At 68.8% G+C, this 24,374-nt stretch carries 27 protein-coding genes; 15 read left to right on the forward strand and 12 right to left on the reverse strand.

From position 1 onward, the window contains the following. Positions 1-55 precede the first annotated feature (55 nt). The gene (locus QE397_RS04935; RefSeq protein WP_307092116.1) at positions 56-1,024 is read right to left on the reverse strand and encodes a GlxA family transcriptional regulator; all 969 of its coding nucleotides are present in this window, start codon (positions 1,022-1,024) and stop codon (positions 56-58) included. A gap of 154 nt (positions 1,025-1,178) precedes the next feature. Here QE397_RS04935 and QE397_RS04940 point away from each other — a divergent pair, with 154 nt between their 5' ends. The 5 genes from QE397_RS04940 to QE397_RS04960 all read left to right on the forward strand — a co-directional run bounded on the left by QE397_RS04940 (position 1,179) and on the right by QE397_RS04960 (position 8,430). Further along, complete coding sequence (locus tag QE397_RS04940; RefSeq protein WP_307092118.1) at positions 1,179-1,811, forward strand: isochorismatase family protein; 633 nt, start codon at positions 1,179-1,181, stop codon at positions 1,809-1,811. A gap of 33 nt (positions 1,812-1,844) precedes the next feature. Continuing rightward, the gene (locus QE397_RS04945) at positions 1,845-2,495 is read left to right on the forward strand and encodes a dihydrofolate reductase family protein (protein ID WP_222649414.1); all 651 of its coding nucleotides are present in this window, start codon (positions 1,845-1,847) and stop codon (positions 2,493-2,495) included. 31 nt (positions 2,496-2,526) lie between these two features. Next, positions 2,527-6,051 carry an AAA family ATPase gene (locus QE397_RS04950; RefSeq protein ID WP_307092120.1) on the forward strand — a complete coding sequence of 1,175 codons (3,525 nt, stop codon included), beginning with the start codon at positions 2,527-2,529 and terminating at the stop codon, positions 6,049-6,051. A gap of 60 nt (positions 6,052-6,111) precedes the next feature. Next, complete coding sequence (locus QE397_RS04955) at positions 6,112-7,128, forward strand: LacI family DNA-binding transcriptional regulator (RefSeq protein WP_307092122.1); 1,017 nt, start codon at positions 6,112-6,114, stop codon at positions 7,126-7,128. Positions 7,129-7,245: 117 nt separating this feature from the next. Further along, positions 7,246-8,430: a phytanoyl-CoA dioxygenase family protein gene (locus tag QE397_RS04960; RefSeq protein ID WP_222638502.1), complete on the forward strand. Its 1,185-nt coding sequence runs from the start codon at positions 7,246-7,248 to the stop codon at positions 8,428-8,430. A gap of 1 nt (position 8,431) precedes the next feature. Here the strand turns inward: QE397_RS04960 and QE397_RS04965 are convergent, their stop codons facing one another. Then, the gene (locus QE397_RS04965) at positions 8,432-8,635 is read right to left on the reverse strand and encodes a zinc-ribbon domain-containing protein (RefSeq protein ID WP_027505576.1); all 204 of its coding nucleotides are present in this window, start codon (positions 8,633-8,635) and stop codon (positions 8,432-8,434) included. Positions 8,636-8,704: 69 nt separating this feature from the next. Between QE397_RS04965 and QE397_RS04970 the strand changes: the two genes are divergently transcribed. Together QE397_RS04970 and QE397_RS04975 are read left to right on the forward strand one after the other, a co-directional pair. Then, on the forward strand, positions 8,705-9,967 hold the full coding sequence (locus QE397_RS04970; RefSeq protein WP_307092127.1) for an MFS transporter: 1,263 nt from the start codon (positions 8,705-8,707) through the stop codon (positions 9,965-9,967). Between the two features lie 14 nt (positions 9,968-9,981). After that, a complete protein-coding gene (locus QE397_RS04975; RefSeq protein WP_027505578.1) occupies positions 9,982-10,344 on the forward strand; it encodes a metalloregulator ArsR/SmtB family transcription factor in 363 nt (120 codons plus the stop codon). 6 nt (positions 10,345-10,350) lie between these two features. Here the strand turns inward: QE397_RS04975 and QE397_RS04980 are convergent, their stop codons facing one another. The 5 genes from QE397_RS04980 to QE397_RS05000 are packed head-to-tail and all read right to left on the reverse strand — an operon-like array spanning position 10,351 to position 14,059. After that, complete coding sequence (locus QE397_RS04980) at positions 10,351-10,956, reverse strand: response regulator transcription factor (RefSeq protein WP_027505579.1); 606 nt, start codon at positions 10,954-10,956, stop codon at positions 10,351-10,353. After that, on the reverse strand, positions 10,953-12,092 hold the full coding sequence (locus QE397_RS04985) for a sensor histidine kinase (protein ID WP_307092130.1): 1,140 nt from the start codon (positions 12,090-12,092) through the stop codon (positions 10,953-10,955). Before QE397_RS04985 ends, QE397_RS04980 begins: the two co-directional genes overlap by 4 nt. Positions 12,093-12,132: 40 nt before the next feature. Beyond that, positions 12,133-12,918: an ABC transporter permease gene (locus tag QE397_RS04990; RefSeq protein ID WP_307092132.1), complete on the reverse strand. Its 786-nt coding sequence runs from the start codon at positions 12,916-12,918 to the stop codon at positions 12,133-12,135. Further along, positions 12,915-13,835, reverse strand: a complete 921-nt coding sequence (locus tag QE397_RS04995; protein WP_307092134.1) for an ABC transporter ATP-binding protein — start codon at positions 13,833-13,835, stop codon at positions 12,915-12,917. The genes QE397_RS04990 and QE397_RS04995 overlap by 4 nt, the downstream gene beginning before the upstream one ends. Next, the gene (locus QE397_RS05000) at positions 13,832-14,059 is read right to left on the reverse strand and encodes a hypothetical protein (protein ID WP_056448660.1); all 228 of its coding nucleotides are present in this window, start codon (positions 14,057-14,059) and stop codon (positions 13,832-13,834) included. Before QE397_RS05000 ends, QE397_RS04995 begins: the two co-directional genes overlap by 4 nt. 123 nt (positions 14,060-14,182) lie before the next feature. Here QE397_RS05000 and QE397_RS05005 point away from each other — a divergent pair, with 123 nt between their 5' ends. The 4 genes from QE397_RS05005 (at position 14,183) to QE397_RS05020 (ending at position 17,594) form a co-directional block, all read left to right on the forward strand. After that, on the forward strand, positions 14,183-14,338 hold the full coding sequence (locus tag QE397_RS05005; protein WP_197027779.1) for a hypothetical protein: 156 nt from the start codon (positions 14,183-14,185) through the stop codon (positions 14,336-14,338). Positions 14,339-14,444: 106 nt separating this feature from the next. Next, a complete protein-coding gene (locus tag QE397_RS05010) occupies positions 14,445-15,116 on the forward strand; it encodes a TetR family transcriptional regulator (protein WP_222629975.1) in 672 nt (223 codons plus the stop codon). Continuing rightward, entirely contained in the window at positions 15,113-16,045 is a 933-nt protein-coding gene (locus tag QE397_RS05015; protein ID WP_056448653.1) for a TIGR01777 family oxidoreductase, read from the forward strand. Before QE397_RS05010 ends, QE397_RS05015 begins: the two co-directional genes overlap by 4 nt. 691 nt (positions 16,046-16,736) lie before the next feature. Beyond that, the gene (locus tag QE397_RS05020; protein ID WP_307092137.1) at positions 16,737-17,594 is read left to right on the forward strand and encodes a cyclopropane mycolic acid synthase family methyltransferase; all 858 of its coding nucleotides are present in this window, start codon (positions 16,737-16,739) and stop codon (positions 17,592-17,594) included. On the opposite strand, the gene QE397_RS05025 is transcribed toward QE397_RS05020, so the two are convergent. Together QE397_RS05025 and QE397_RS05030 are read right to left on the reverse strand one after the other, a co-directional pair. Continuing rightward, positions 17,578-18,099 carry a hypothetical protein gene (locus QE397_RS05025; RefSeq protein WP_307092138.1) on the reverse strand — a complete coding sequence of 174 codons (522 nt, stop codon included), beginning with the start codon at positions 18,097-18,099 and terminating at the stop codon, positions 17,578-17,580. The genes QE397_RS05020 and QE397_RS05025 overlap by 17 nt on opposite strands. Continuing rightward, a complete protein-coding gene (locus tag QE397_RS05030; RefSeq protein WP_231476307.1) occupies positions 18,090-18,764 on the reverse strand; it encodes an RNA polymerase sigma factor in 675 nt (224 codons plus the stop codon). Before QE397_RS05030 ends, QE397_RS05025 begins: the two co-directional genes overlap by 10 nt. Before the next feature lie 233 nt (positions 18,765-18,997). Between QE397_RS05030 and QE397_RS05035 the strand changes: the two genes are divergently transcribed. From QE397_RS05035 to QE397_RS05050, 4 genes are all read left to right on the forward strand, one after another. Continuing rightward, a complete protein-coding gene (locus tag QE397_RS05035; protein WP_222630003.1) occupies positions 18,998-19,417 on the forward strand; it encodes an Asp23/Gls24 family envelope stress response protein in 420 nt (139 codons plus the stop codon). 217 nt (positions 19,418-19,634) lie between these two features. Next, a complete protein-coding gene (locus QE397_RS05040; RefSeq protein ID WP_037185699.1) occupies positions 19,635-20,333 on the forward strand; it encodes an aquaporin in 699 nt (232 codons plus the stop codon). Positions 20,334-20,425: 92 nt separating this feature from the next. Then, complete coding sequence (locus QE397_RS05045) at positions 20,426-21,067, forward strand: luciferase family protein (RefSeq protein ID WP_307092141.1); 642 nt, start codon at positions 20,426-20,428, stop codon at positions 21,065-21,067. A gap of 87 nt (positions 21,068-21,154) precedes the next feature. Beyond that, positions 21,155-22,654 (forward strand): amidase, encoded by a 1,500-nt coding sequence (locus QE397_RS05050; RefSeq protein ID WP_307092143.1) that lies wholly within the window; start codon positions 21,155-21,157, stop codon positions 22,652-22,654. On the opposite strand, the gene QE397_RS05055 is transcribed toward QE397_RS05050, so the two are convergent. From QE397_RS05055 to QE397_RS05065, 3 genes are read right to left on the reverse strand one after another with little or no spacing between them, the layout of a single operon-like run. Further along, entirely contained in the window at positions 22,635-23,078 is a 444-nt protein-coding gene (locus tag QE397_RS05055; RefSeq protein ID WP_222647467.1) for a Rieske 2Fe-2S domain-containing protein, read from the reverse strand. The two genes, QE397_RS05050 and QE397_RS05055, sit on opposite strands and share 20 nt — an antisense overlap. 28 nt (positions 23,079-23,106) lie before the next feature. Next, positions 23,107-23,403, reverse strand: a complete 297-nt coding sequence (locus QE397_RS05060; protein ID WP_027505588.1) for a hypothetical protein — start codon at positions 23,401-23,403, stop codon at positions 23,107-23,109. Continuing rightward, positions 23,400-24,347, reverse strand: a complete 948-nt coding sequence (locus QE397_RS05065; protein ID WP_307092146.1) for a DMT family transporter — start codon at positions 24,345-24,347, stop codon at positions 23,400-23,402. The genes QE397_RS05060 and QE397_RS05065 overlap by 4 nt, the downstream gene beginning before the upstream one ends. Positions 24,348-24,374: the final 27 nt, after the last annotated feature.

Genomic DNA, 24,374 nt, shown 5'->3' on the forward strand with positions numbered 1-24,374 from the left:
ACCCCCTCGAGGTCGACGCAGTCCACCATCCTTCCGGCCCGATCGGACCTTCCGGTCAGGCCGGGAGGTGCGCCCGATCGCGTGAGGTGAAGTGGCGGCGGTACTCCGACGGCGTGGTCGAGAAGGAGACGGCGAAGCGTTGACGAAACGTCACCGGGCTACCGAATCCGCACGCGGACGCCACGGCGTCGATGGACCAGTCCGTCGTCTCGAGCAGCCGCCGGCTCTCGTCGAGCCGACGTTCGAGAACCCACCGCGCGGGCGTCGCGCCCGTCGAGCGCGCAAAGTGACGAACGAAGCTGCGGCGGCTCATGCGCGCATGATCGGCCAGGCGGTCGATCGACAACTCCTCGTCGAGATGGCCGAGGATCCACTCCTGGACATCGGCGATGGTCGTGTCGGCGGCAGGTTCGCCGAGAGGCCGTTCGATGTACTGCGCCTGCCCACCCTCGCGGTGCGGTGCGATCACCAGCTGCCGCGCGACCCGAGTGGCGGCGGCGGCGCCCAGATGTTTTCGGACGAGGTGCAGACACGCGTCGATCGAGGAGACGGTTCCTGCCGAGGTGACGACGTCGCCGTGATCGATGTAGAGAACGGACGGGTCCACGGTGCTGCCGTCGCTGCGCTCCGCGAGGTCGGCGAGTGCAGCCCAGTGCGTCACGACGGAGCGTCCTTCCAGGAGGCCCGCATCGGCCACGGCGAAGGCGCCCAGACACAGGCCGACGATCACGGCGCCGCGCGAGTGTGCCTCGCGGACAGCGTGTCCGACGGTGTCGCCGAGACGCGGGAGCGACGTGTGCCAGGACGGCACGATCACGATGTCGGCCGTGGTGGTGACATCTGGACCCACCACGTCACCGAGCACGTATCCCTCGGAGGTCCTGATGCTGCCGGGCGAGTCCGACCACAGCGTCGTCTCCCAGTCGGATGCCAGACCCAGCCGCTGCACCTCGCCGAACACCATGAGCGGGGCGGCGAGGTGGAACATGGTGACGTCGTCGAACGCGTAGATCGCGATACGCACGGGTGACTCCTCCGATACAGAACTCGAGTTGGCTCGAATCCATCGTAAGCGTGCATACGTGCCACTGTTCTGCGACCGAAGGCGGGAGAACACTGAGGTGGTGGGTCGGCCCGGTCGGGCAGACCACGTCACACACCGTCAGGAAAGAGGAGACATGACACCACGCCGGGCACTGATCGTCGTCGATGTGCAGCAGGAGTACTTCTCGGGGCCCCTCGAGATCGCCTACCCGCCTCGCGTCGAGTCGCTCACCAACATCGTGTCGGCCATCGAAACGGCCGTCAACGCAGGAATTCCCGTCATCGCGGTACAGCACAGCATGCCCGAGGGTGCACCGGTCTTCGCCCCGGGCACCGACGGCTACGCCCTGCACCAGGACATCGAGTCGGCGCTGCCTGCGGGCGTCACACGCGTGCAGAAGCAGTACGGCAGCGTCTTCGCGGGAACGGACGTGGCCGAACAGCTTCGGGCCCGAGACGTCGACACGATCACGATCGTCGGCTTCATGACCAACAACTGTGACCTCGCGACTGCCGTCGAGGCCGAAGGTCTCGGCTTCGCGGCAGAGATCCTGTCGGACGCGTCCGGTGCGATCGACCTCTCCAACGCGGCGGGAACCGCGTCCGCGAAGGTCGTGCACACGACGCTCATGACGCTGCTGCACTCGAACTTCGCGGCGGTGGCCACGACGACCGCATGGTCCGACGCGGTGCGCGCAGAGACGCCGCTCGACAAGAGCAATCTCGTCGAGTCCGCGATGACCGGCCGTGACGCCGTGCGAGTCTGATCACCGACCACCTTCCTCGAGTCGGGAGCAGACATGACGCAGTTGTCGAGAGTGCAGAACTTCACCGTGTCCCGCGACGGGGTGGCCGCCGGCGTCGAGCAGAGCCTCGAGAACCCGTTCGGCCTGGACCATCGTGAGCTCATGTCGTGGTATCTCGGCACCGCGAGCATGCCGGGACGCCCCGGATCCGGCGGTACGCGCGGCCTCGACGACTACTTCGCTCGGGACTTCGCCAACAACATCGGTGCCGAGATCATGGGGCGCAACAAGTTCGGCCCACAACGCGGACCGTGGACCGATCACGAATGGCAGGGATGGTGGGGTGACGAGCCGCCGTTCCACACGCCGGTCTTCGTGATGACGCATCATGTGCGGCCGTCCCTCACCCTGTCCGACACCACGTTCCATTTCGTCGATGCCGGCCCGTCCGATGTCCTGACGCAGGCGAAGGCTGCGGCGAACGGTCGAGACGTCCGGATCGGTGGCGGTGTCACCACGGTCCGGGAGTTCCTCGACGCCGACCTCGTCGACACGCTGCACGTCGCGGTCGCACCCGTCGATCTCGGACCGGGCCTGGCGCTGTGGGAGTCCGCGGACGATCTGAACGATCGCTTCGAGCACGAGGTCGTTCCCAGCGCGAGCGGTGTCGTGCACCATCTGTTCTGGAGGCGCCATCAGACGTAAGGTTCCCGCCGACCCGGGATAACTTACAACTGTGTCGCTTCCTTCTCGTGCCGTGATCCGGCTCATCGGATCGCCGCGGGTGGAGAGCGACGCGGGCGTCGTCGACGTCCGGGCCTTCGGCGGACCTCGGTGTGCGACGGTGTTCTCGTATCTGGCGATGAATCACGGACGCGGTGTGGTGTACGGCGAGCTCGCCTCGGTGATCTGGTCGACCGATCGACCCACCACCTGGTCGTCGGCCGTTCGGAGCGTCCTGTCCAAGGTCCGCGAGCTGCTGGCGACGAGTGCAGCGCTGGCGGGCACCACCGTGTCCAGTCGATCAGGAGCGGTGACACTGACGCTCGGCCCCGCGGTGATCGTGGATCTGGACCTGGCGCGTCGGCACCTGGATCCCGATCACCACTCGGCGGATGCGCGTGCCGATCGCGCCGGTGAGTTGCTCGGCCTGCTCGACGCTCCACCTCTGGACGGCCTGCACGGAACCTGGGCCGACGAGGTTCGCACCGTGTTCGGCCGCATCCGTCTTCGTGCACTGGAGGTGGACGCCGCCGCCTCGCTCGAACTCGGTCGCCACGAGCACGCGCTGGCCCGAGCGCAGGAGCTGCTCGACTCGGACCCTTTCTGCGAGGCCGCCTACCGGGTCGCCATGCGTGCGCACGACGCCCTGGGAAACCGCGCTCGCGCCCTCGGTGTCGCCGAGCGGTGCCGCACCGTGCTGGCCACCGAACTCGGCGTGGAGATGTCCGCGGAGACCCAGCGAGTGTTCGTCGAGTTGCTCCGAGATCCCGACGCGATCGAGGTGACGACACCGTCGTCGTCGCAGATGGTCGTCGTCCCGGCTCGACGAGCGGAGGTGGACCGCGTCGGGGCCACTCCTCCGAGCGATTCGCCCTTGCTCGTGGGACGTACCAGGGAACTCGACGTCATCGCGTCGGCCGTCGAGGCGGCCGCGGGTGGGGCCGGTCAGCTCGTCGTCGTCTCCGGCGACGCCGGCGTCGGCAAGTCGACGGTGGTGACCGCGGCGCTGAACCGTGCCGACTCCGCCGGCGCCGACGTGCTCTACGGGCGGTGCAGCATGGACACGGTCGTCCCGTTCGAACCGTTCATCGACGCACTCGGGCGCGAGAACGACCGGAACGACGATGCTCCCGCCGCCTCCGCCGTCCGCGAGATGCTGACGACCGGGTGGGTCGACACGGATCGGTGGTCGGCCGAGGGACCCGACGCGGATCATCGCGCGATGCTCTCGTCGGCGATGGAACGGTGGTTGACCGGTCCCACCCGTCGTCGGGTGACGGTGTTCGCGATCGACGATCTGCAGTGGGCGTCGCAGGCCACGCTCTCCGTGCTGCGATTCCTCGTACACGCGGCGGGGCGCCATCGCCTCTGTGTGGTCGTGACGATGCGCGGAGCGCAGCTCGACGGTCCTGCGGCGGACCTGCGGTCGGCCCTACCACCGTCCTCGGTGCACACGGTATCGATCCCGGCCCTCACCCTCGAGGACGTGCAGGACTGGACGCGCCGGCGCGGCAGCACCTTGGACCCGATCTGGTTGCACGGCTGGACATCCGGATCACCGATCTTCCTCGAGGCCGTGTTCGACGCGCATCGGCGCGAGCCGGACGGACCGTCACCGGCGTCCCTGGCGGACGCCGTGCTGTGGGTCCTTCACCGCCTGACTCCGTCCGCGCGGGAGATCGTGACGCTGTGTGCTGTCGCGGGAGTCAGCGCCACGCGCGTCGTCGTGCGCACCGCGCTCGCCACCCGCGACGACCGTTCCTTCGCTCGGGCGCTCGACGAACTGGCCGCCGCCGGTCTGGTGATCGAGGAACGAGCGCAGGACGTCCTGCACCTACGCCACGCGCTGATCGTCGACGTCGTCGACGCCACGCTGTCCGGGGCCGATCGCGCAGCGGCGCATTCTGCCGTCGCGGCCGCACTCATCGGCTCGGGGGCCACGTCCACCGTCGACGAGCTCGCCAGGACCGCAGGTCACCTCGAACGAGCGCTCGACGCCGACCGGTCGGCGGCAGCGGAGTATCTCCGTCGTGCGGGCGAGAGGTCCTACGCCGTCGCGGCGTACGAGGACGCCGCCGAGTTCTTTCAGAGGGCGTCTGAGCGCAGCGTTCCCGGGGGCGACACCCGCGCACGATGCGAACTGTTCATCCGGCAGGGGCGTTCGCAGCGGCGTGCACTGGACCGCGGCTACGGCGCGACCCTGCTGGACGCCGCCGAGATGGCGCGCCGACTGGGCGATCTCGATCTGCTGCTGGACGCGCTCACCGCGGACGTCATCGACGGCATCGCCCTGTTCCAGCTCTACGAACCCGACCCGAGGCGGACGGAGCACCTGCGGACAGGGCTCGATGCTCTCGAGAGGGCGGGGCGCGGTGCTTCCGGAGCTGCCTCCGAGCTCCTGACCCAGATGGTGGAGGAACTGGCATGGACCTCGACCGGATGGTCGGGTCGTGCTGCAGACCTCGCGCGCGCGGCCGACATGGCGCGCGGTGCAGGAGACGACGACGCCCTCGCCCACGCTCTGCGCGCCGTTCTCACCGGCCTGCGGCTGCCTCGCTTCCGGCAGCAGCGGGCCGAGGCGCTCGCCGAGCTGGTGCGACTGGTGGACCTCGGACCGGGGCACCTCGATCCGTCGCTCGCCGTCACCATGGCGCGGGCGCACATCGAGTCCGGCGAGCCGCGCGAGGCCGCCGCGGCTCTCGACGCCGTGTCGGCCACGCGGCTCGCGCTGGACGAGGAGGCACTCTGGACGGTGCAGTGCATGCGGGTCGGACTTCTCGTCACGACGGGTGAGTTGCGCCGTGCCGCAGAGGTTCTCGAGGGCGACGTTCGCCGCCCGCCGCCGGCGCCGATGGGGCGGCACACGTGGGGCCGGGAGATGAATGCCGTCTTCCTGCTCGGGATGTTCCGAGACGGGCTCGGCGAGTTCGCGGCGATGAAGCGGGACATGGAGCCACTCTTCGAGGCTCTCCCCGCCTATCGAGCAGCCTTCGCGTTGTCCGCCGTGGACAGCGGCGACACGGACGGCGCCCGATCCCTGGTGCAGTGGTTCGAGAACGGCAGACTGGCGGCGCTCTCCGTCGACACCTTGTGGCTCATCACCGTCGTCCTGGCGGCGCGCGCGGCCGCGGCGACGGCATCCACCGCGGTGTGCGAGGACGCGCTCGCACTGCTGGCTCCCTACGCCGATCACACCGTCCTGCTGACTCCCGGTGTCCTCGGAGTCGTTCACCACCATCTCGCCGACCTCTGCGCGGCACTCGGACGGTGGGACGACGCGCACGCTCACGTCCGGCGTGCCCGCGCCGCGCACGCCGCTCGCGGCTATCGGATGTGGGAGGCCGAGAGTGTGCTCCTCGCCGCTCGCATCGCGGTGTCCCGCGGCGAGCCCGTCGATGCGGTCGACGTTCGTGCGGCCCGGTCGACGGCGCGCGAGTGCGAGGCGGCGGCGTTGCTCGACCGTTTCGAGGAGATTCCGCTCGGCCCGGGCACTCCCGACCGACGGCCCCGACAGCCCAGAGGACCACGTCGGACTTGATAGCGTGTCGCTGATCGGGCAGTCGCGCGGCGCAGTGCCGTCGTCACCTCAGGAGCAGCAGTGGCGCATCGTTACCGGGTCAGAGAGATCGCGCAACAAGCGGAGTTGAGCGAGGCCACGGTCGACCGTGTGCTCAACGATCGCCCCGGTGTCCGCCCGTCGACACGGGAGATGGTGGCGCGGGCGATCGCCGATCTCGACGGCCAGCGAGAACAACTGCGGTTCAGTGGACGCAAATACATGCTCGATGTCGTCATGTCTGCGCCCGATCGTTTCTCGAAGACCTTCAAGCGTGCGGTCGAGGCCGAATTGCCGAGTCTCGAACCCGCCACGGTGCGCGCACGGTTTCATCTGCAGGAGAGCGCCACCGCCGAGGCGGTGGTCGCGCGGCTGAACAGGCTGTCGGGCAGCGGATCTCAGGGCGTCATTCTGAAGGCGCCTGCCGTACCGGACGTCGCCGCCGCGGTCGATCGCCTCGTGGCCGCCGGGATTCCCGTGGTGACCTACGTGACCGACATTCCGGGGAGCCGACGGTCCGGGTACGTGGGTATGGACAATCGTGCAGCGGGGGAGACGGCCGCGTATCTGATCACCACGATGATGGCCGATCACCAGGGTGACGTCCTGATCACGCTGAGCAGCAACGCGTTCCACGGCGAGGAGGAGCGGGAGATGGGCTTTCGCACCGCGCTGCGACGACTACCCGGACCTGTGCGGACGGTCGTCGAGATCGCGGAGAACGACGGGCTCGACGATCGCGTGGAATCGCTGGTTCTCGACGCCCTCGATCGGCACCCCACCATCTCCGCCGTCTACTCGTGTGGCGGCGGGAACTCGGCCATCGTGCGGGCCTTCCGGACGCTGGATCGACCCTGCCGGGTGTTCGTCGCGCACGACCTCGATGCGGACAACCGGGACCTGCTGTATCGCCGACAGATCAGCGCGGTGCTCGAGCACGACATGCGCGCGGACGCCCAGCGTGCGTGTCGGATGGTGCTGCACGCGCGTGATGCCTCGACCGCGGTCCGCGGATCCTCGTCGCCCATCCGCATCGTCACCCCGTTCAACATGCCCTGATCGCGCGAGCGGGTCCCGCCTCGAGGGGAAACTGAGGGTTCGAAGCCTTGTCTCGAGGTGTCCGCGCCCGGCAGGCTCGACCATGACGACAACGGCCATCGGGACCGAGGAGCAGGTATGACCAGCAACATCAGCAGCCACTCGCACCGCGCGGATCGCCTCCGCGCGGCCGACTGCGACATCGAGGAGTTCCGGGCACTGGTGTCCGAGAGCACCCAGCTCGCCGACCACCCCCACGCGTCCGACGTGGTGCAGAACGTGCTCGTGTACGACGGACCGGAGCTCGCGCGGCGGGCGACCGACGACCAGGTGCGCGCCGACATCCAGGACGAACTGGCGAATGCACTCCTGAACGGCCCCGGCATCGTGGTGTTCCGCGGTGCCTTCACGGCCGACCACGCGGTCGCGGAGACCACCCGCACGTACCGGGACGTCATTCGTGGCCAGCGCGAGAGCGGTGTGAGCAACGGTGACCACTTCGCGAAGCCGGGAGCGAACGATCGCATCTGGTCGGCCCTGCAGAAGTTGGCGGTCGCCGAGCCCGAGCAGTTCGCTCGGTACTACGCCAACGACCTCCTGGCGCTGGTGGCGGAGGCGTGGCTCGGGCCGATGTATCAGGTCACGTCCGCCATCAACGTCGTCAATCCCGGTGGCGCCGCCCAGAATCCGCATCGTGACTACCACCTCGGGTTCATGTCGACCGACACGGCCGCGGCGTTCCGGGCGCACATCCACCGCCTGTCACCGGCGCTGACACTGCAGGGAGCGGTGGCGCACTGCGACATGCCGATCGAGAGCGGCCCGACGATGTATCTGCCGCACTCACAGAAGTTCGAGGCCGGCTACATCGCCTTCAACCTCCCCGAGTTCCGGGAGTACTTCGCCGACAACCACGTTCAGCTTCCGCTTCGGGAGGGCGACGCCGTGTTCTTCAATCCGGCGCTGTTCCACGCGGCAGGGCACAACACCTCGACCGACATTTTCAGGATGGCGAACCTGCTGCAGATCTCCTCGCCGTTCGGCCGCGCGCTCGACAGCGTCGACCGGCAGACGATCGTGTCCGCCCTGTATCCGACGCTGGTGGACTGGGCGGCGGAGGGTCGTGAGCGGGACGTCGCCAACGTGATCGCGGCGTCGGCCGAGGGCTACGCGTTCCCGTCGAACCTCGACCTCGACCAGCCGATCAGCGGTCTGGCGGGGGAGACGCACGCCGAACTGGTGCGGCGCGCGCTGGCGAGCGGGCTCGACGCCGCCGAGTTCGACGCCGCCGCCGCGGATCTGTTCGCTCGCCACCGGGCGTGACTCACACCTCGGTCGCGGTCCCGCAGATTCCGCACACCTCGAGCACGCGCCGCTTCCAGCGTGCGACGGGGATGAAGAAGACGCTGAGCTGCGTGTACTGCCGCATCCGCTCCCACTGAGTGGTGTTGTGGCAGCGGGGGCACGTCCGGGTGCTGCCGGCGCCGAGCGAGGACCGTTTCGTGCCGTATCCGAAGAGGAAGAACATCGGACCAGCCTAGAGGCCACCGAACACCCATGTGTGCGCACGTGCGCACACATGGGTATGGTCGTCGGCATGGGTGTTCTGCAGGTTCGATCCGAGTCCGTTCTCGCGGTCCCGGCGTTTCGCAGGCTCTTCACCGCACAGGTGGTGGCACTGGTCGGCACCGGTCTGCTCACCGTGGCGCTGGGACTTCTGGCCTACGACATCGCCGGTAGTTCCGCCGGCGCTGTCCTCGGTACGGCGCTGGCCGTCAAGATGGTCGCCTACGTCGGGGTGGCTCCGGTCATGTCCGTGCTCACCGGCCGTCTGCCACGCCTGACCGTGCTGGTGTCCGCAGACGTCGTACGGCTCCTGATCGCGGTACTGCTGCCGTTCGTGACGCAGGTGTGGCAGGTGTACGTGCTCGTGTTCGTCCTGCAGGCGGCCTCGGCCACCTTCACGCCGACCTTCCAGGCCGTCGTTCCCGCGGTGATCTCCCGCGACGATCAGTACACCCGCGCGCTCTCGCTGTCCCGGCTCGCCTACGACCTCGAGTCGCTGGTGAGTCCGATGCTCGCCGCGGCGCTGCTCACCGTCGTGTCGTATCACTCGCTGTTCGTCGGCACAGCAGTAGGTTTCGCGCTGTCGGCCGTCCTCGTGGTGAACACCCGAATTCCGGACAGAGAGCTCCGGTCCGCCCCGAACGGGGCTCGGTCGTTCGGTGACCGACTCGTGGCCGGAGTGCGCCGCTTCGGTGGCCGTCCGTCGCTTCGGGGGCTGCTCGCACTGAACCTCGTCGTCGCGGCCGGAACGTCGTTGGTGATCGTCAACAGCGTCGTCTACGTGCGCGACATCGTGGGTGGGCCGGCCAGCGCCCTGGCCGTGGCCCTCGGCGTCTTCGGCGGCGGGTCGATGATGGTGGCGTTCGCAGTTCCCCGCATTCTCACAGTCGTCGACGACCGTCGGCTGATGCTCGCCGGTGGTGTGGTCGTCTCTCTCGGGACGACGGGTGCTGTCGCGCTCGCCGCTCTCCGTCCGAACGGTGCCGCGGGCTGGGCGTCACTCGCCGTCGTCTGGGCCGTGCTGGGCGCCGGAACGTCGATGATCTCCACCCCGTCTGCTCGCGTCATCACCCGAGACTCCGACGACGGTGACCGGGACGAGCTCTTCACGGCGCAGTTCTCGCTGTCTCATGCGTGCTTCCTGCTCACCTATCCGGTGGCGGGCTGGGTGGGCGCCGAGGTGAGCCAGGTCGTCGCCGCGTCGATCATCGCCGTCCTCGCTACACTTGCCGCGCTGGGTGCCGGTCGGCTCTGGACTCCGGCATCGACGGTGGGCGCGCCACCGACCGAGTAGACGGAAGCGGCGATATGACGGCATCGGACGAGAAGCGGGCTCACGCGAGTCTCGACCACGCCGACCGCCCGGACCGCGCGCGTCTCGAGGCCGCCGGCGACACGTTCCGCATGCTGTCTGATCCCACTCGGCTGCACCTGCTCTGGACGCTGAGCCACGGCCCAGCCGACGTCACGGCTCTCACGGAGGAGACCGGCGCGTCCCGCACCGCGGTGAGTCAGCATCTGGCGAAGCTGCGCTTCGTCGGAATGGTCGAGACCGAACGCAGCGGCCGCAACGTCATCTACCGACTCGCCGACGGCCACCTGGCCCGGCTGGTGCGAGAGGGTCTCAACTTCGCCGACCACACCGTGACCGGCGAGCCTCCGCATCACTGATCGGGTCTAGATCCACCCGTGGCGCCGGGCGATCGCGCATGCCTCGTGGCGATTGGCGGCGCCCAGTTTGGCCGCGGCGGCCGAGAGATAGTTGCGTGCCGTTCCCGGTGAGAGATGTGCGCGCTGGGCGATCTCGGCGATCGTGGCTCCGTCCGCGGCGAATTCGAGCACGTCCGACTCGCGCGGTGTCAGCGGCGAATCGCCCGCGCCGATGGCCTCGGCCGCCAGGCTCGGATCGACGTAGCGTCCGCCGCTCACCACCGTGCGCACCACCTCGGCGAGGGTCGCCGCGGACGTGGTCTTCGGGAGGAATCCGCCGACGCCGGCAGAGAGCGCCTTCTTGAGGTATCCGGGCCGACCGTGGCTGGTGACGATGATCGACCGGCAGTCGGGAAGCAGCGCGGCGATGCGTTGGGCCGTCTCGATACCGTCGATCCCGCCGAGCTGCAGGTCGAGCACCGCGACGTCGGGGGTGGTCCGCGCGGCCTCGGTCACCGCCGCCTCGCCCGAGTCCGCATGTCCCACGACCTCGATGTCGTCCTCCAGATCGAGCATCGTGCCCAGGGCCACCCGGATGAGGTTCTCGTCGTCTGCCAGCAGTACCCGGATCATGATGTGCCCTTCGTGGGGGATGTCGTCGTCGGTGCGAATTCGACAGCGAGGGTGAAGGTGTCGGCTCCGGCCTCGACGGTGAGGGAACCTCCGACCGCAGCCAGACGCTCACGGAGACCGGCGAGACCGGTGCCGTCGCCCGCACGTTCCGGCGACGTCGGCCGGTCGTTGACGATGCGGAGCCGGTCGTCACCGAACTCGATACGGCAGTAGGTGGCACGCGAGTGGCGCAGGATGTTCGTGACGCCTTCCCGCACCACCCACGCGGCCTGTTCGGCTACTGCGCCGGGGATGTCGGCGACCGTCCCCGTCAGCTCGGTCCGGATACCGGCGGCGGACAACAGGGACTGGGCGCCGCGGAGTTCCGCCGCGACGTCGACGGAACGGTAGCCGCGCACCAGCTCCCGAGCGTCGGTCATCGACTCCCGGGCGAGCACACGTACCTCGTCCATCTGCGCGGCAGCTCGGTCGTCTCCTCGCCGAGCCAGCGCGGCGGCGAGCTCGCTCTTGACCGCGATGGCGGACAGCGCGCGACCGACGACGTCGTGCAGGTCCCGGGAGAAGCGCAGTCGTTCCTCGGCGACCGACAGGGCGGCGGCGGCGTCGCGGGTGGTGGCCAGCTCGGTGACGATGCGCAGCAACCACATCGACAGGCGCACCGTGGTGGCCATGGCGACGATGCAGAAGGCCAGGAGTGTGATCTCGAGGGCGGTCGAGCCCGATGCGGCGGCGACCACCGGGGCGACCACCGCGGCGCCGAGAGACCAGCGCAGGTCCACCAGTGCCGCGATCGGTGTCGTCACCAGGATGGCCACCCACAGGAGGTTCGGTGCGGCGCCCACCACGACGAGCACGGCGGCCGCTGCGATCTGTACGCACAACGGTGCCCGGACGTCCGCACTCGAAGCGCCACCGAGTGCGGGAATACGGTGCAGGACAACGAGTGCAGACACCACGCACACCAGCGCGGCGGCGGTGGAGATCGCGTCACCCGCCTGCGCCGAGGCCGCCGTCGAGGCCACCGCGACCGCGACGACGATGAACTGGAAGGACTGCCGGGTGTAGGTGCGGACCTTCTCGACGTCGCTGCTGCCCCGCCATCCGAGTGTCGGGTCGAGATGATCGCGCAGTCTCATGGTCTCCAGCCTTGCAGATCGGACGGTCGGTGGCGGGACGTCAGGAGCGCGGTTCCCAGCGGAAGTGGGTCCGGGCGATCAGGACGCTGCCCGCGATCCAGGCGAGTATGACGAGAGCAGGCTGACCAGCCTCCGCGAACGTCGACGCGAAGCCCACCGAGTCGGCGCCACCGGCGGCATCACCCACCGAGGTGGTGCCGAACCACCCGAGGTTCAGGAGATCGCTGACCGCGGCCATCGGTGTCAGAGCCACCACGTCGGCGAGGGACTCGGGTACCACGTCGCGCAGGAGTGACGATCCGAGCATCGCCAGCAGGATGACGGGCAGGCTGGTGATCTGTGCTGCTTCCGCGTTGCGGGTGAAGGCGGACGTGATGAGGGCCAGTGCGGCGAAGAGCGCCGCACCACCGACCAGTGCCGCCGCGATGAGCAGGACGTTGACGGGAGTGCCGCCGCCGAGGACCACCACGACCACGCCGACGATCACTCCGAGGAGGAGTGTCAGGAGGAACGACGGCACCGCGGGTCCGAGAAGGATCTGTGCGTCCGTGCTCTCCCCGGTGCGGAGACGTTTGAGCACCAACTCGTCTCGACGCGTCGCGTAGACCGACAGGAGGTTGTAGTAGACCAGGAACACCAGCAGGAACAGGGCGAAGATTTCCAGCGCGGCCGACACGCCGGCGTCGGTGAGCCCACCGTCTCGACCCGCGACGACCAGAAGGACGATCGGCAGGACGAGGGGCATGACCAGAGCGTTGAAGAGAAGGACGCGGTTGCGTCCGAGGAGCGTGAATTCCGCTCGGGACAGTGCGGTCATCGTACTCATGCCGTGATCACCTCGGGGTCGTCGAATGTGTCTGCGATGGAGAGGAACACGGTCTCGAGAGACGCGGCTCGCGCGTCGAGACCGTGCAGGGTGACGCCGCTGTCGCGGGCCCACACGAGCAGCTCGGTCAGCGTCTCCTGTACCGAGTTCGTCGTGATCGACACCGTGTCGCCCTTCCGGTCGACGTCGGCTCCCGGGAGTTGCGGCAGTGCGGTCCGCGGGTCCTTCAGCTCGATGCGCGCCGGGTGACCGGCGACCACGTCGTCGACCGTTCCGCTGCGAACGACGCTGCCGCGGTGCATGATCGCCAACCGATCGCACAGCGATTCCGCCTCGTCGAGATAGTGCGTGGTGAGCATGATGGTCACCCCGGAGTTCTTGAGCTCCTGAATGAGCTGCCACGTGTTGCGCCGACTCTCGGGATCGAGTCCGGTGGTCGGTTCGTCCAGGAACAGGACTCGCGGTCGGCTGATGATCGCGCAGGCGAGATCGAGACGACGCTGCTCGCCGCCCGACAGGAACTTCACTCGGGTGTCCGCACGGGCTTCGAGATCGACGCGCGCCAGGACGTCGTCGACAGGCAGTGGATCGCCGCACGTGCTGGCCCACATCCGCAGGCTCTCGGCCGCGGTCAGGTCCTGCGGTAGTCCACCCTTCTGCAGCATGATGCCCAGGGCGGGCCGGACCTTTCTCCGATCCGCCACGGGGTCGAGTCCCAGGATGCGGACCGTGCCCTCGCTGGGACGCGACAGACCCTGGATGACTTCCAGGCTCGACGTCTTGCCGGCGCCGTTGGTGCCGAGCAGTCCGAACAGTTCGCCCTCCGCGATGTCGAGGTCGAGGTTGCGGACCGCGTCGTACGCTGTCTTGCCGGAGCCGTAGCGGCGGGTCATTCCCGACACCTCGATGACGGTCATGACGCTCGCCCCCAGTGCCGACGCCCGACGGCGACGCGGACGGCGAGGAACGCGGCGACGACGGCAGCCGCTGCCACGGTCGGCACCGAGACTCCGACGATCGCGATCAGCACCGCGATGAGGGCCACCGAGATGACGGCCACCACCAGTTCGCGGGCCGGGGTCGGCGCGGGTCCGATCTCCATGAGGTCGGTGAAGAGGTTTCCTTCGTCTGGTTGCTTCATGAGAACAATTCTTCGGATCGTGCGGCAGGACCGGCAGTGCCAGGATGCATCGGTCGAGGTGACACCGTCACGGTCGAGCGATGACAAACGTCATGAACCGGACGGCCGAGTAGCGTGTCGACCATGAACGGATGGTTCGTCGTCGCGCTGCTCGGGGTGCTCGGTCTGGCGGCGATCGTTCTCGGCGGCGCCGACGATTCACCGGGACTCCAGTTTCTCGGGCTGATCCTCGTCGTCAGCGCGGTCGTGACGGCGGTTCGTCGTCGCCGTATCTCCTGATCGCACCCTCCCCTCGATTCTCGTCGCGAGTTCATGGTGGCACTTGTTGAACGTGTTCAACTTCGCTACGGTCGTTGTTGAACACGTTCAAGACGGGAGTCCGACAATGGTGCGAGACACGGCGACGCGGGAGCGGTTGGTGGAGGTGGCGCTTCGACTCTTCCGGGAGGACGGGTTCCAGGCGACCACGATGCGGCGCATCGCGACCGAGGCGGGCGTCTCGCTGGGCAATGCCTACTACTACTTCGCCGGCAAGGACGAGTTGGTCCACGAGCTGTATCTCGTCGTCCAACGCGAGCATCGGACCCGCGCGATACCCCTGCTCCGTGACGGCGCCTCGCTGGCGGACAACCTCTCGGCGGTGCTGCACGCCGGTCTCGACGTGATGCACCCTTACCGAAGCTTCGGCGGCTCGTTCCTCCAGTCGGCGCTTCCCCTGCAGTCGACCTCCAGTCCCTTCTCGCCCGAATCGTCCGCCGCGCGAGACATGGCCGTGGACCTCATGCGACTGACTCTGCAGAAGTCCAAGCAGCGCGGACCGGCATCGCTGGAGAGTCGTCTCCCCACGTTGCTGTGGGTCGCGTACCTGGGTGTGACCCTGCACTGGGTCACGGACGGATCCGACGACCAACGCCGCACCCGCGCGCTCGTCGACGGTCTCGTTCCCGTCGTCACGAAGACGATCAGCCTGTCCCGACTGCCGGTCGCGCGAGGACTGCTCGGCGACATCGTCGGGCTGGTGGACACCATGACATCCGAGAAGGGAAGCGGGCGATGACGAGAGACGTACGGACCGTCGTGATCTGTGGAGCGACGGGATACATCGGGCAGTACCTCGCGAGGGCGTATCGGGACCGGGGAATCGACGTGAGATCCGTGGGCCGCGGCGCCGTCAACGACGCGTCGTGGTCGGACCGTGACCGGTTGACCCGTGTCCTCGACGGAGCCGACATGGTGATCAATCTGGCGGGCCGTTCGGTGAGCTGCCGCTACACCAAGAGTACCGCCGACGTCATCTTCTCCTCGCGGGTGGAGACGACGGCCGCACTGGGCCAGGCCCTCTCGCGTGTGGACCGCGCTCCGGACGTGTGGTTCAACGCCAGCACCGGAACCATCTACCGCGATGCTCGTGACCGGCCGATGACGGAGCGGGACGGGGACGTGGGGACGGGTTTCTCCGTCGAGGTGGCCCGCGCGTGGGAGCGCGAACTGTTCGACGCGCCCACCGGCGTCCGCAAGATCGCTCTGCGCATGGCGATCGTCCTGGGTGCCGGTGGCGGCGCCGTCAACCCCCTCATCGATCTGGCGCGGCTCGGACTCGGCGGCCGGATGGGTGACGGCACACAGATGTTCAGCTGGATCCACGTCGCGGACGTGCTCCGGTCCATCGACCATCTGTACGCGCGCGAGGACATCGCGGGACCGGTGAACCTCGCGACTCCGTTCGCCGTGGACAACGCCACCATGATGCGCGAGGTCCGACGTCACCTGGGACGGTCACGAGGTGTCGCGACCCCCGCATGGTTGTTGCACGCCGGCGCCGCTGTCATCCGCACCGAACCGGAACTGGTCCTGAAGAGTCGGTGGGTGGATCCCGAGGTGTTGCGGCGCAGTGATTTCGAGTTCGAGTATCCGCGCCTGGGTCCGGCGTTGGAGCAGATCGCTCGCCACACGTCCCGCGGTCTGCTGCCGGTCGCCCTGGGCTGACGCGACGTCGTACGCGCCGTTTCCGCCGACGGTCCGCTGGTAGCCCACACCGACGCGATCCGTGCGACGAAGGAGCAGCGATGACGACCGTGACGGACCTACTGGCCACCCATCCCCTCGATGGTGATCGTGCACTGGTGGCGGCCTGTGTGAGGCGTGTCTCGACTGTTCGACGGCGTGCACCGTCTGTGCTGACGCCTGCCTCGCCGAGGATTCCGTCGCGCGACTCAGGTCGTGCATTCGACTCGATCAGGACTGCGCCGACCTGTGTGCCGCGACCGCCCGGATCATCACGCGGAGCGGTGCCCGGTCCGAGACGGCACGCGCCGCGCTGATCGCCTGTGCGTCCGCGTGCGACGACTGTGCTGACGAGTGCGCCCGGCATGCGGGGATGCACGAGCACTGCGCCGCGTGTGCGGACGCATGTCGGCGATGTGCGCTGGCGTGCCGGGACCTGCTGGCCGCGCCGGGCACACCGATGTGAGGAGCCGGCGAGGAACAAGCACATCGGGTTTCGGTCACCTCCGGTGTTCGGTGACGCGGTCGGGCACGGGTACCGCGGTCGGACCGACCGAAACTCCCTGATCGAGGATCTGACGGCGTGTTTCGACGCGACGATCGCGGGAACACGGGCGCCGCAGCACCACCGTCGGGTGGGGCTCGGTTGTCCGGTGACCCGTGGAGGAACTCAGTGTCCGATCTTCAGCCGTTCTACGACGACGTCCAAGCTCACTACGACCTCTCGGACGAGTTCTTCAGGCTCTTCCTCGATCCGACGCAGACCTACAGCTGTGCGTACTTCGAGCGCGAGGACATGACACTCGAGGAAGCGCAGCTCGCGAAGATCGACCTGTCGCTGTCCAAGTGCGACCTCCGTCCAGGCATGCGTCTGCTCGATGTCGGCTGCGGGTGGGGCGCGACGCTTCGGCGAGCGGTGGAGAAGTACGACGTGAACGTCGTCGGTCTGACCCTGAGCAGGAACCAGTACGAGCACGTGTCGGCGATGCTGAACGGGCTCGACACGGGACGCACCACCGAGGTGCGGCTGCAGGGGTGGGAGGAGTTCGACGAACCGGTCGATCGCATCGTCAGCATCGGCGCCTTCGAGCACTTCACCTTCCCCCGCTACGACGACTTCTTCGCCCGCGCCTACTCGATCCTGCCCGGAAACGGCCGGATGATGCTGCACACCATCGTGCAACTCGGCCGCGACATGTTCCGGCAGAAGTCGCGCGTGACGCGGGCGGACATGGACTTCGCCGACTTCATCGGCCGCGAGATCTTTCCCGGCGGCGAGCTCCCGATCCCGCAGGTGGTGATCGAGAAGGGCGAGCGAGCCGGCTTCCGCGTGGAGAAGGCCCAGTCGCTGCAACAGCACTACGCTCGAACGCTCGATCTGTGGTCGGCCGCGCTGGAGGCGAGGAAGGACGAAGCCGTCGCCATCGCCGGCGAGGCGATGTACCAGACCTACATGCGGTACCTGCCCGGCTGCGCCGACTTCTTCCGGCGTGAACTGATCGACGTCCGCCAGTTCACGATGGTGAAGTAGACGCCGTCGCCTGGTCGGGGGCGTCGATCTCCGCGATCACGACGCCGATGTCGTCGGCGCTGTAGGGAAGTCCGAGGACATCCGTCAGAGCGGCAGCTGCCCGGCTCGCGACGAGATCGCCGGCCTCCTGGAGATCCGTGCCGTAGGCGGCGATCACCGTCACCAGACCGCCCGTGCACCGGTGACCCTCGGTGTAGAGCGAGATGTCGGCGGGCTCTGTGCCCGCCACCTCGGCGACGGCGCTGCGGACGGCGATACGTACGACGACGTCACTGACCCGAAGGGTGTCCGCGTCGACGCCCACTCCCTCGACGACGCCCTCGTCGGGGTAGCGGGCGTCGAGGGGCCACGTCCGGACCCCGACGGCTCGCACGCGTGAGAGGGCGGCGGCGCTGATGTCCACCCACCCGTGGACGGGCGCGTCGCGCAGCACGCTCGCGGCTCGACGGAGCGTCGAATCCGTCTGCGGCGGTGTCGAATCAGGCTGACCCGACGTCATCTCCACGTCTCCAATCGTGTCTCGAGTGTGGCGCGTGCACGCGTGAGGTGGCCGCGGACGGCACCGGGGGAAAGGGCCATGACCGTGCCGATCTCGGTGTGCTTCATGCCCTCGACCTCACGGAGCAACCAGCAGGCCCGCTGGCGATACGGTAGCTCAGCGAGGGCATCGTCCAACGCGGACAGGAAGTCGGCGTCGGACACGGTGCGCGACGGGTCGTCCCTCGGGTCCTGGCTCGGCCTCTCGAACACCCAGTCCTCGACGGGCGCGATGCTGCGGCGCCGCCGATGATCCGTCACCTTGTGGGAGACGACGCTGAACAACCAGGTGCGCAGCGACGAGTCGGAACGGAAGTGGCGCAGTCCGCGCCAGGCGTCGACCAACGCGTCCTGGACGATGTCCTCGGCAGCGCCTCGGTCGGACAGGAGGTGGGTTGCGTATCGCAGCATGTCCGGTCCGAGTCGGCGCACGATCTCCTCGAACGCGCGTCGGTCGCCCATGCCCGCGGCGGCGGCGAGGGCGCGATCGCCGAGCTCGCGGTGGTCGGCGGCGAACGTCGGACGAGTGGACGTGTCGCGGTCCGCCGACGGTGCTGCGATGGACGGGAGGCTGACATCACCGGCCACGTCGGGACTGCCGGGATCGGGCGCGATCGACGGACGACTGAGCACTGTTCCCCCCGAACCGCCGTCGGAGTGACCCACCCCGAAGATTGATGAAGCAACTACTTTCCCCGACGTGACTGTTCCCGCGCAGGATCACGCGCAAACCGATGTGATGCGCATCACTTGATTTCCGACGTGCGTTTTCGTGGTGAGGACCCGACTCAATGACTGTGACGAGCCGTCACAGTCCAGAGAGAGGACCTGAAGTGAACGCCCCGCAGACTGCGACAGGAAACGCCGTGAGGACGTCCGTCGCATCGACCGTCGACCACAGTGACGACCGAACCGACCGCAGAGATCGCGGCCGCACAGTCGTCGCGGATGCCGTGGTCGCCACCGTCGCCGGCATCGCCGCACGAGAGGTACCGGGCCTCCACGCCCTGGAACCGGCCGGTTCTCGTGCGCTGGACGTACTCCGGTCCGCAGTGGGCGTCGACGGGGCGAGGCACACACAGGGGGTGTCGGTCGAGGTGGACGACCGCACCGCAGTCGTCTCGCTCGATCTGGTGGCGGACTACGGAATATCCATCGCCGACGTCGCAGCGGACGTCCGCCGCAACGTCTCCAGTGCGGTGACGGCACTGACCGGACTCACCTGCAGCCGTGTCGACGTCGTCGTGCACGACGTGCAGGTCGGTGGCCACCGCACGGCCGCCTGACCACAGTCTCGTCCGACCACACACACCGACTCGCGCTCCGCGGGCCGGTCGAAGAAGGGAACCATGATGACCACGATCGAGAAATGCACCGACGAGGTGCGCGCATGAGCGCCCGTCGGAGCCTGTCCAGCCGACTCTTCGAGGGCCTGGGCCGCGTGACGTGGGGCTACGCCAAGCGCAAGATCGACGAGCGCCGCACCCGACGAGGAGGACGACGATGACCAAGTTCACCGTCTACATCGCCGAGGCCATCGGCACCGCCGTTCTCGTGATCGGAGGTGTGGGCACCGCCGTCCTGGCGGGCGACGACGTCGGCACCACCGGAATCGCACTCGCCTTCGGCCTGACACTGCTCGCGATGGTGTTCGTGCTCGGACCCGTGTCCGGTTGCCACATCAATCCGGCGGTCACGCTCGCGTTCCTCGTGACCGGCCGCATGACGGCCGCCCGCGCCGCCGGATACGCCGCCGCACAGGTGATCGGCGGACTCGTCGGCGCCCTGGTGGTCTACGCCATGGCGACGGGTCGACCCGGATACGACCGGACGGTCGACGGTCTCGGCGCCAACGGATACGGCGACGCCTCGGCAGGAAACTACTCGCTTCTCGCCGTCGCGATCGTGGAGATCGTGGCAACGGCAGTTCTCGTGCTGGTCGTACTCGGCGTGACAGGGCCGCATTCCGTTGCGGCAGCCGGGGTTCCGATCGGACTGACGCTCGCGTTCGTGCATCTGCTCGCCATCGGGGTCGACTCGACGTCGGTCAACCCGGCGCGCTCCATCGGGCCTGCGCTGATCGCCGGCGGAAGCGCACTCTCGCAACTGTGGGTGTTCCTGGTCTTCCCGTTGATCGGTGGTGTGGTCGGTGCACTCGCCTACAAGGCCGTGCGGCCCGCCGAGGCGGTCGCCGCGCACTGACTCTCGTGTGCGACGAGCCCGTTGTTCGCCGGGTGCACCCGGGGCATGATGCGACGGTCGGTCGTGGGGGCCGTCGCACATGGGGGTGGGTCATGAACACGGTTCGTCGTACGCCAGGTCTGCGCGCGATCCTGGACGACTATCGACGCTGGCGCGCGATCGGGCCGGGCGGGCTCCCCGACAATCCGGTCGGCTGGGTGGTCATGACCGCTCTACGCCCCCTCTGTCGAGAGACCATTCGACTGCGCGACAACGATATCCGGGCCGCCGTCGGTGCGCTCGAGTTGCCGGACCGCGGCAGTCGACCCGTCATGGCACCGTTCCCGATCCCGCACCGGCAGGTGGTGTCCGACGGCGATCCCGTCAGTGTCCGGTCGTTGCAGGATCACCTGACGATCCTGAGCTCCACCGACGGATGCCACAGCGCGCGTAGCCATCTGGAACGTCGAGGCGACGCGCTCCACGTCGATCACCCGCGCAGCGCCGCCGCTCGGCGTGCTCGCGGAGAGATCGCCCACGTGCACGACGCGCAGGGGTCGATGCACGTGGTCGCCGATCCGCGGGACGTCGCCGAGATCGTCTCGCGTGGCTGGGGAGAGCGGCATCCGCTGGCCGGACGGTTCCTCGTGGGGCTGCCGGACAGCTATCTCTACCTCTACGCACCTCGGAACGAGGCAGAGCAGCAGCAGCTGCGGCGCATCGTGGACCGGGCGATCGTCTCTGCTGGAGCGTGATCGGTTCGCGGGTTCACGGGCCGTGCAGTGTCCAGACTTCGACGACACCGGCGCTCGTCGGCGGCACGCGCACCTAGTCTGAGCGCCATGAGATTCGACGAGTATCGGGCCCACGACGCGACCGGGCTCGCCCAGCTGGTCGCGTCCGGCGACGTGACGGCCGCGGAGTTGGTCGAGGTCGCGATCGCGCGAGCGCGCGAGGTGGATCCCACCCTGAACGCCCTCGTGCAGTGGCAGGAGGATGCCGCGCGAGTGCGGGCCGCGGGCGCCTTGTCCGGTCCGATGGCGGGAGTGCCGTTCCTGCTCAAGGATCTCTTCCAGGCTCAGGCCGGGATCGTCGAGACGTCGGGGTCACGCTCGGGGGCGTCGTCCAGGCCCCGGGTCACGGACACCGTGGTGCAACGGTGGCTCGACGCCGGGGTCGTCGTCCTGGGCCGCACGGCCGTACCCGAATTCGGCGCCAAGGGAGTCACCGAGCCGCAGGCGCACGGTGCGACCCGCAACCCGTGGGATCCCGCCCGCACACCCGGTGGCTCCTCCGGTGGTTCGGCCGCCGCGGTGGCGTCGGGCATCGTGCCCGTCGCCGGCGCCAGTGACGGCGGCGGCTCCATCCGCATCCCCGCGGCGTACTGCGGCCTGTTCGGACTCAAGCCTGGCCGGGCAGTCGTCCCTGCCGGGCCCCGCGCCGGGGAGATGCTCTTCGGTAGCGCCGTCACGGGTGTGCTCACCCGCTCCGTGCGCGACTCGGCCGCGTTCCTCGACATCGTGCGCGGCTCGGACGACGACGCGCCCTTCGAGTTCGCGGCCCCGTCGACGTCCCATGTGGAGGCACTCGGCCGGCCGGGTCCTCGGCTCCGGATCGGGGTCGCGGCGCGATCGGCGCTGAACGACGCACCCCACCCGGACGTCCTCGCCGCGCTCGACCGCGCCCGCGACCTGCTCGTCGAACTGGGCCACACCGTCGAGGAGGTCGCCTCGCCGTTCGACGAGGAGCAGCTGGCCAGAGACTTCCTCGTGCCGTGGTTCGTCCACCTCGCCGCCGAGGTGTCGTCCGCGTCGGCCACGGCGCGGCCCACCACGACGGAGTTCGAACTCGACACGCTGGTCCTCGCCGAGATCGGGCGCGCCACGAGAGCGGTGGATCACGATGCGGCGCTGGCACGCTGGCAGGACCACGTCCGCGCCATCGCTGCATTCCACCGCCGCTTCGATCTGCTCATGACACCCACGACGGCGGGTCCCGCGCCGCTGATCGGCGCCTTCGACACCCCGTTCGTCGAGAGGGTGGGCGCCCGGCTCGCGCTCGCGCTGCGACTCGGACCGATTCTCGGACGGCTCGGCGCGGTGCAGGACGCGGTGATGCGCAGCCTGTCCGCTGTCCCGTACACGCAATCGGCCAATCTGACCGGGCGGCCGGCGATGAGTGTTCCGCTCTCGGCGACAGTCGACGGTCTGCCAGTCGGCGTGCACTTCCTGGCGCCACCGGGTGGGGAGACTCGGCTGCTGGTGCTCGCCGCGGAGCTCGAGGTGGCGCGGCCGTGGTTCGACAGGATCCCCGTGGACGTGGTCAGTGAGCGAGTCGGATGACGCCGTCGACGATCTCCACCTGCGCGGTGGTGAGCGGTACGGCGCGTCCGACGGCGGCCACCACTGCGGAGTAGGGCGGGAAACCGAAGATCACTCCCTTGGGCCCGGACACCATGGACCCGTCGGTCACGTCGAATTCCGCCCTGTGCCAGGGGCACTGGAGGCAGCCGTTCTCGGTCACCCGCCCGCGCCCGAGCTTGGCGAGTTGGTGTCGGCACGTGTTCCCGACGGCGAACGGTGTCCCGTCGGGCCGGATGCCGACCGCGAGCACCCCGTGGTCGTCGGTGCGCACCTCGGCCACGCCCCTCTCGTCCAGATCGGCGACACGCACGAGGTCTCGCCCGCGTGCCCGGATCGGCTGATCGTGGAGCACGGGTGGGAGCACGCTGCGCGGTCGCGGGGCGGGGGCGCGGTCGTCGGCCATGGGCGGGGGTTACCCGGACGGCGGCCGACTACGCGTCGTCGGTACCGGGCCTCGGGACGTCGGTCTCCCAACGCGCGCGGCGTTCGTCGTCGGACTGTTCCCACCACGGCGTGCCGCGTTCGCCGAGAGCGACCTTGGCGGCCTGTACACCGGCGCGGGACTCCGCGGCGCCGCCGGTCCGGCGGACGTCGCGTCGCCACGCCATCAGGATCGACCGCAGTTCGGCGCCGCGCTCCTCGGGAATGTCGGGATCGGTGGCGCGCCACTTCCGCCCGTCGATCACGATGTGGTGGCCGTCCTCGGTGTACTCCCGGCCGTCCGTCATGACACCGATGCTAGCGACGACTCCGGGATGTCCCGTCGGGTTCCGGCCCGGGAACGCATCGTGACGACAGTGATGGCCACGAAGGTCAGCGCCAGACCGATCGCGGTGAGGGCGGTGAACGGCTCGCCGAAGAGCAGGGCGCCCCACACGGTGGTGACGGGCGGTACGAGGAACATCAGAGCGTTCACCCTCGTCACCCCCACCCGGTCGAGCAGATACCAGTACAGCCCGTACCCGCCGAACGTCGCGAACACCACCAGTCCCGCCGTCGCCGCCCAGAAGTCGAGTGTCGTCGGCGGTACCGCGGTGCCCGTCGCGACCGCGCCGGCGGTGAAGACGACGGCCGATGTGGCGCAGTGGATTCCGAGGGCGCTGACGGGTGCCGGTCGCTGGGCGCGACGGTCGACGAAGGTCGCGGCGACCAAAGACATCATTCCCACCAGCGGAACGAGGTAGGCCCACGCCGGGGTGGTCGCGGTGGTCGCCGTGGCGTCCGCAACGGTGGCGAGCGCGACGCCGAGAGCACCGATCAGGAGCCCGATCCATTGTCGGCCCGAGGCCGCCGCGCCCAGCAGGGGGCCCGCCAGCGCTGCCGCGACGAGTGGCTGCACTCCGTCGACGAGGGCCGTGGTGCCGGTGGAGACCCCGAGGCCGATGGCCCAGTACACGGTGAGGAGGTAGCCGGACTGCGACAGAAAGCCCACGATCACCTGCCGCCGCAGGTCCGGGCCTCGAACTCGGCGAGACCCGAGGAGCCACGTCGGTGCGAGCAGCAGGGCGAGGGGGAGGAACCGCCACATCAGGACAGTGGTGACGGCAGCGTCCTCACCGCTGATCTTCGCGCCGATGAAACCGGACGACCAGCAGAGTACGAACGCCGCGCCCGCCAGTACCGACCCGACGGCAGTGCGTCGATCCACAGGTATACCGATCTGTCTACTCATGACAGCAGACTACACAGATCGGTATAG

Source organism: Rhodococcus sp. SORGH_AS_0301 (assembly GCF_030818285.1).
GTDB lineage: Bacteria > Actinomycetota > Actinomycetes > Mycobacteriales > Mycobacteriaceae > Rhodococcoides.

Coding starts and splice junctions, on each gene's coding strand:
- QE397_RS04995 (WP_307092134.1), bottom strand. CDS start 13,835: ATGACCGTCATCGAGGTGTCGGGAATGACCCGCCGCTACGGCTCCGGC.
- QE397_RS04940 (WP_307092118.1), top strand. CDS start 1,179: ATGACACCACGCCGGGCACTGATCGTCGTCGATGTGCAGCAGGAGTAC.
- QE397_RS05055 (WP_222647467.1), bottom strand. CDS start 23,078: ATGGCCGACGACCGCGCCCCCGCCCCGCGACCGCGCAGCGTGCTCCCA.
- QE397_RS04975 (WP_027505578.1), top strand. CDS start 9,982: ATGACGGCATCGGACGAGAAGCGGGCTCACGCGAGTCTCGACCACGCC.
- QE397_RS05010 (WP_222629975.1), top strand. CDS start 14,445: ATGGTGCGAGACACGGCGACGCGGGAGCGGTTGGTGGAGGTGGCGCTT.
- QE397_RS05060 (WP_027505588.1), bottom strand. CDS start 23,403: ATGACGGACGGCCGGGAGTACACCGAGGACGGCCACCACATCGTGATC.
- QE397_RS04970 (WP_307092127.1), top strand. CDS start 8,705: ATGGGTGTTCTGCAGGTTCGATCCGAGTCCGTTCTCGCGGTCCCGGCG.
- QE397_RS04945 (WP_222649414.1), top strand. CDS start 1,845: ATGACGCAGTTGTCGAGAGTGCAGAACTTCACCGTGTCCCGCGACGGG.
- QE397_RS05000 (WP_056448660.1), bottom strand. CDS start 14,059: ATGAAGCAACCAGACGAAGGAAACCTCTTCACCGACCTCATGGAGATC.
- QE397_RS05045 (WP_307092141.1), top strand. CDS start 20,426: ATGAACACGGTTCGTCGTACGCCAGGTCTGCGCGCGATCCTGGACGAC.
- QE397_RS04985 (WP_307092130.1), bottom strand. CDS start 12,092: ATGAGACTGCGCGATCATCTCGACCCGACACTCGGATGGCGGGGCAGC.
- QE397_RS05015 (WP_056448653.1), top strand. CDS start 15,113: ATGACGAGAGACGTACGGACCGTCGTGATCTGTGGAGCGACGGGATAC.
- QE397_RS04965 (WP_027505576.1), bottom strand. CDS start 8,635: ATGTTCTTCCTCTTCGGATACGGCACGAAACGGTCCTCGCTCGGCGCC.
- QE397_RS05005 (WP_197027779.1), top strand. CDS start 14,183: ATGAACGGATGGTTCGTCGTCGCGCTGCTCGGGGTGCTCGGTCTGGCG.
- QE397_RS05050 (WP_307092143.1), top strand. CDS start 21,155: ATGAGATTCGACGAGTATCGGGCCCACGACGCGACCGGGCTCGCCCAG.
- QE397_RS04960 (WP_222638502.1), top strand. CDS start 7,246: ATGACCAGCAACATCAGCAGCCACTCGCACCGCGCGGATCGCCTCCGC.
- QE397_RS04980 (WP_027505579.1), bottom strand. CDS start 10,956: ATGATCCGGGTACTGCTGGCAGACGACGAGAACCTCATCCGGGTGGCC.
- QE397_RS04990 (WP_307092132.1), bottom strand. CDS start 12,918: ATGAGTACGATGACCGCACTGTCCCGAGCGGAATTCACGCTCCTCGGA.
- QE397_RS05040 (WP_037185699.1), top strand. CDS start 19,635: ATGACCAAGTTCACCGTCTACATCGCCGAGGCCATCGGCACCGCCGTT.
- QE397_RS05065 (WP_307092146.1), bottom strand. CDS start 24,347: ATGAGTAGACAGATCGGTATACCTGTGGATCGACGCACTGCCGTCGGG.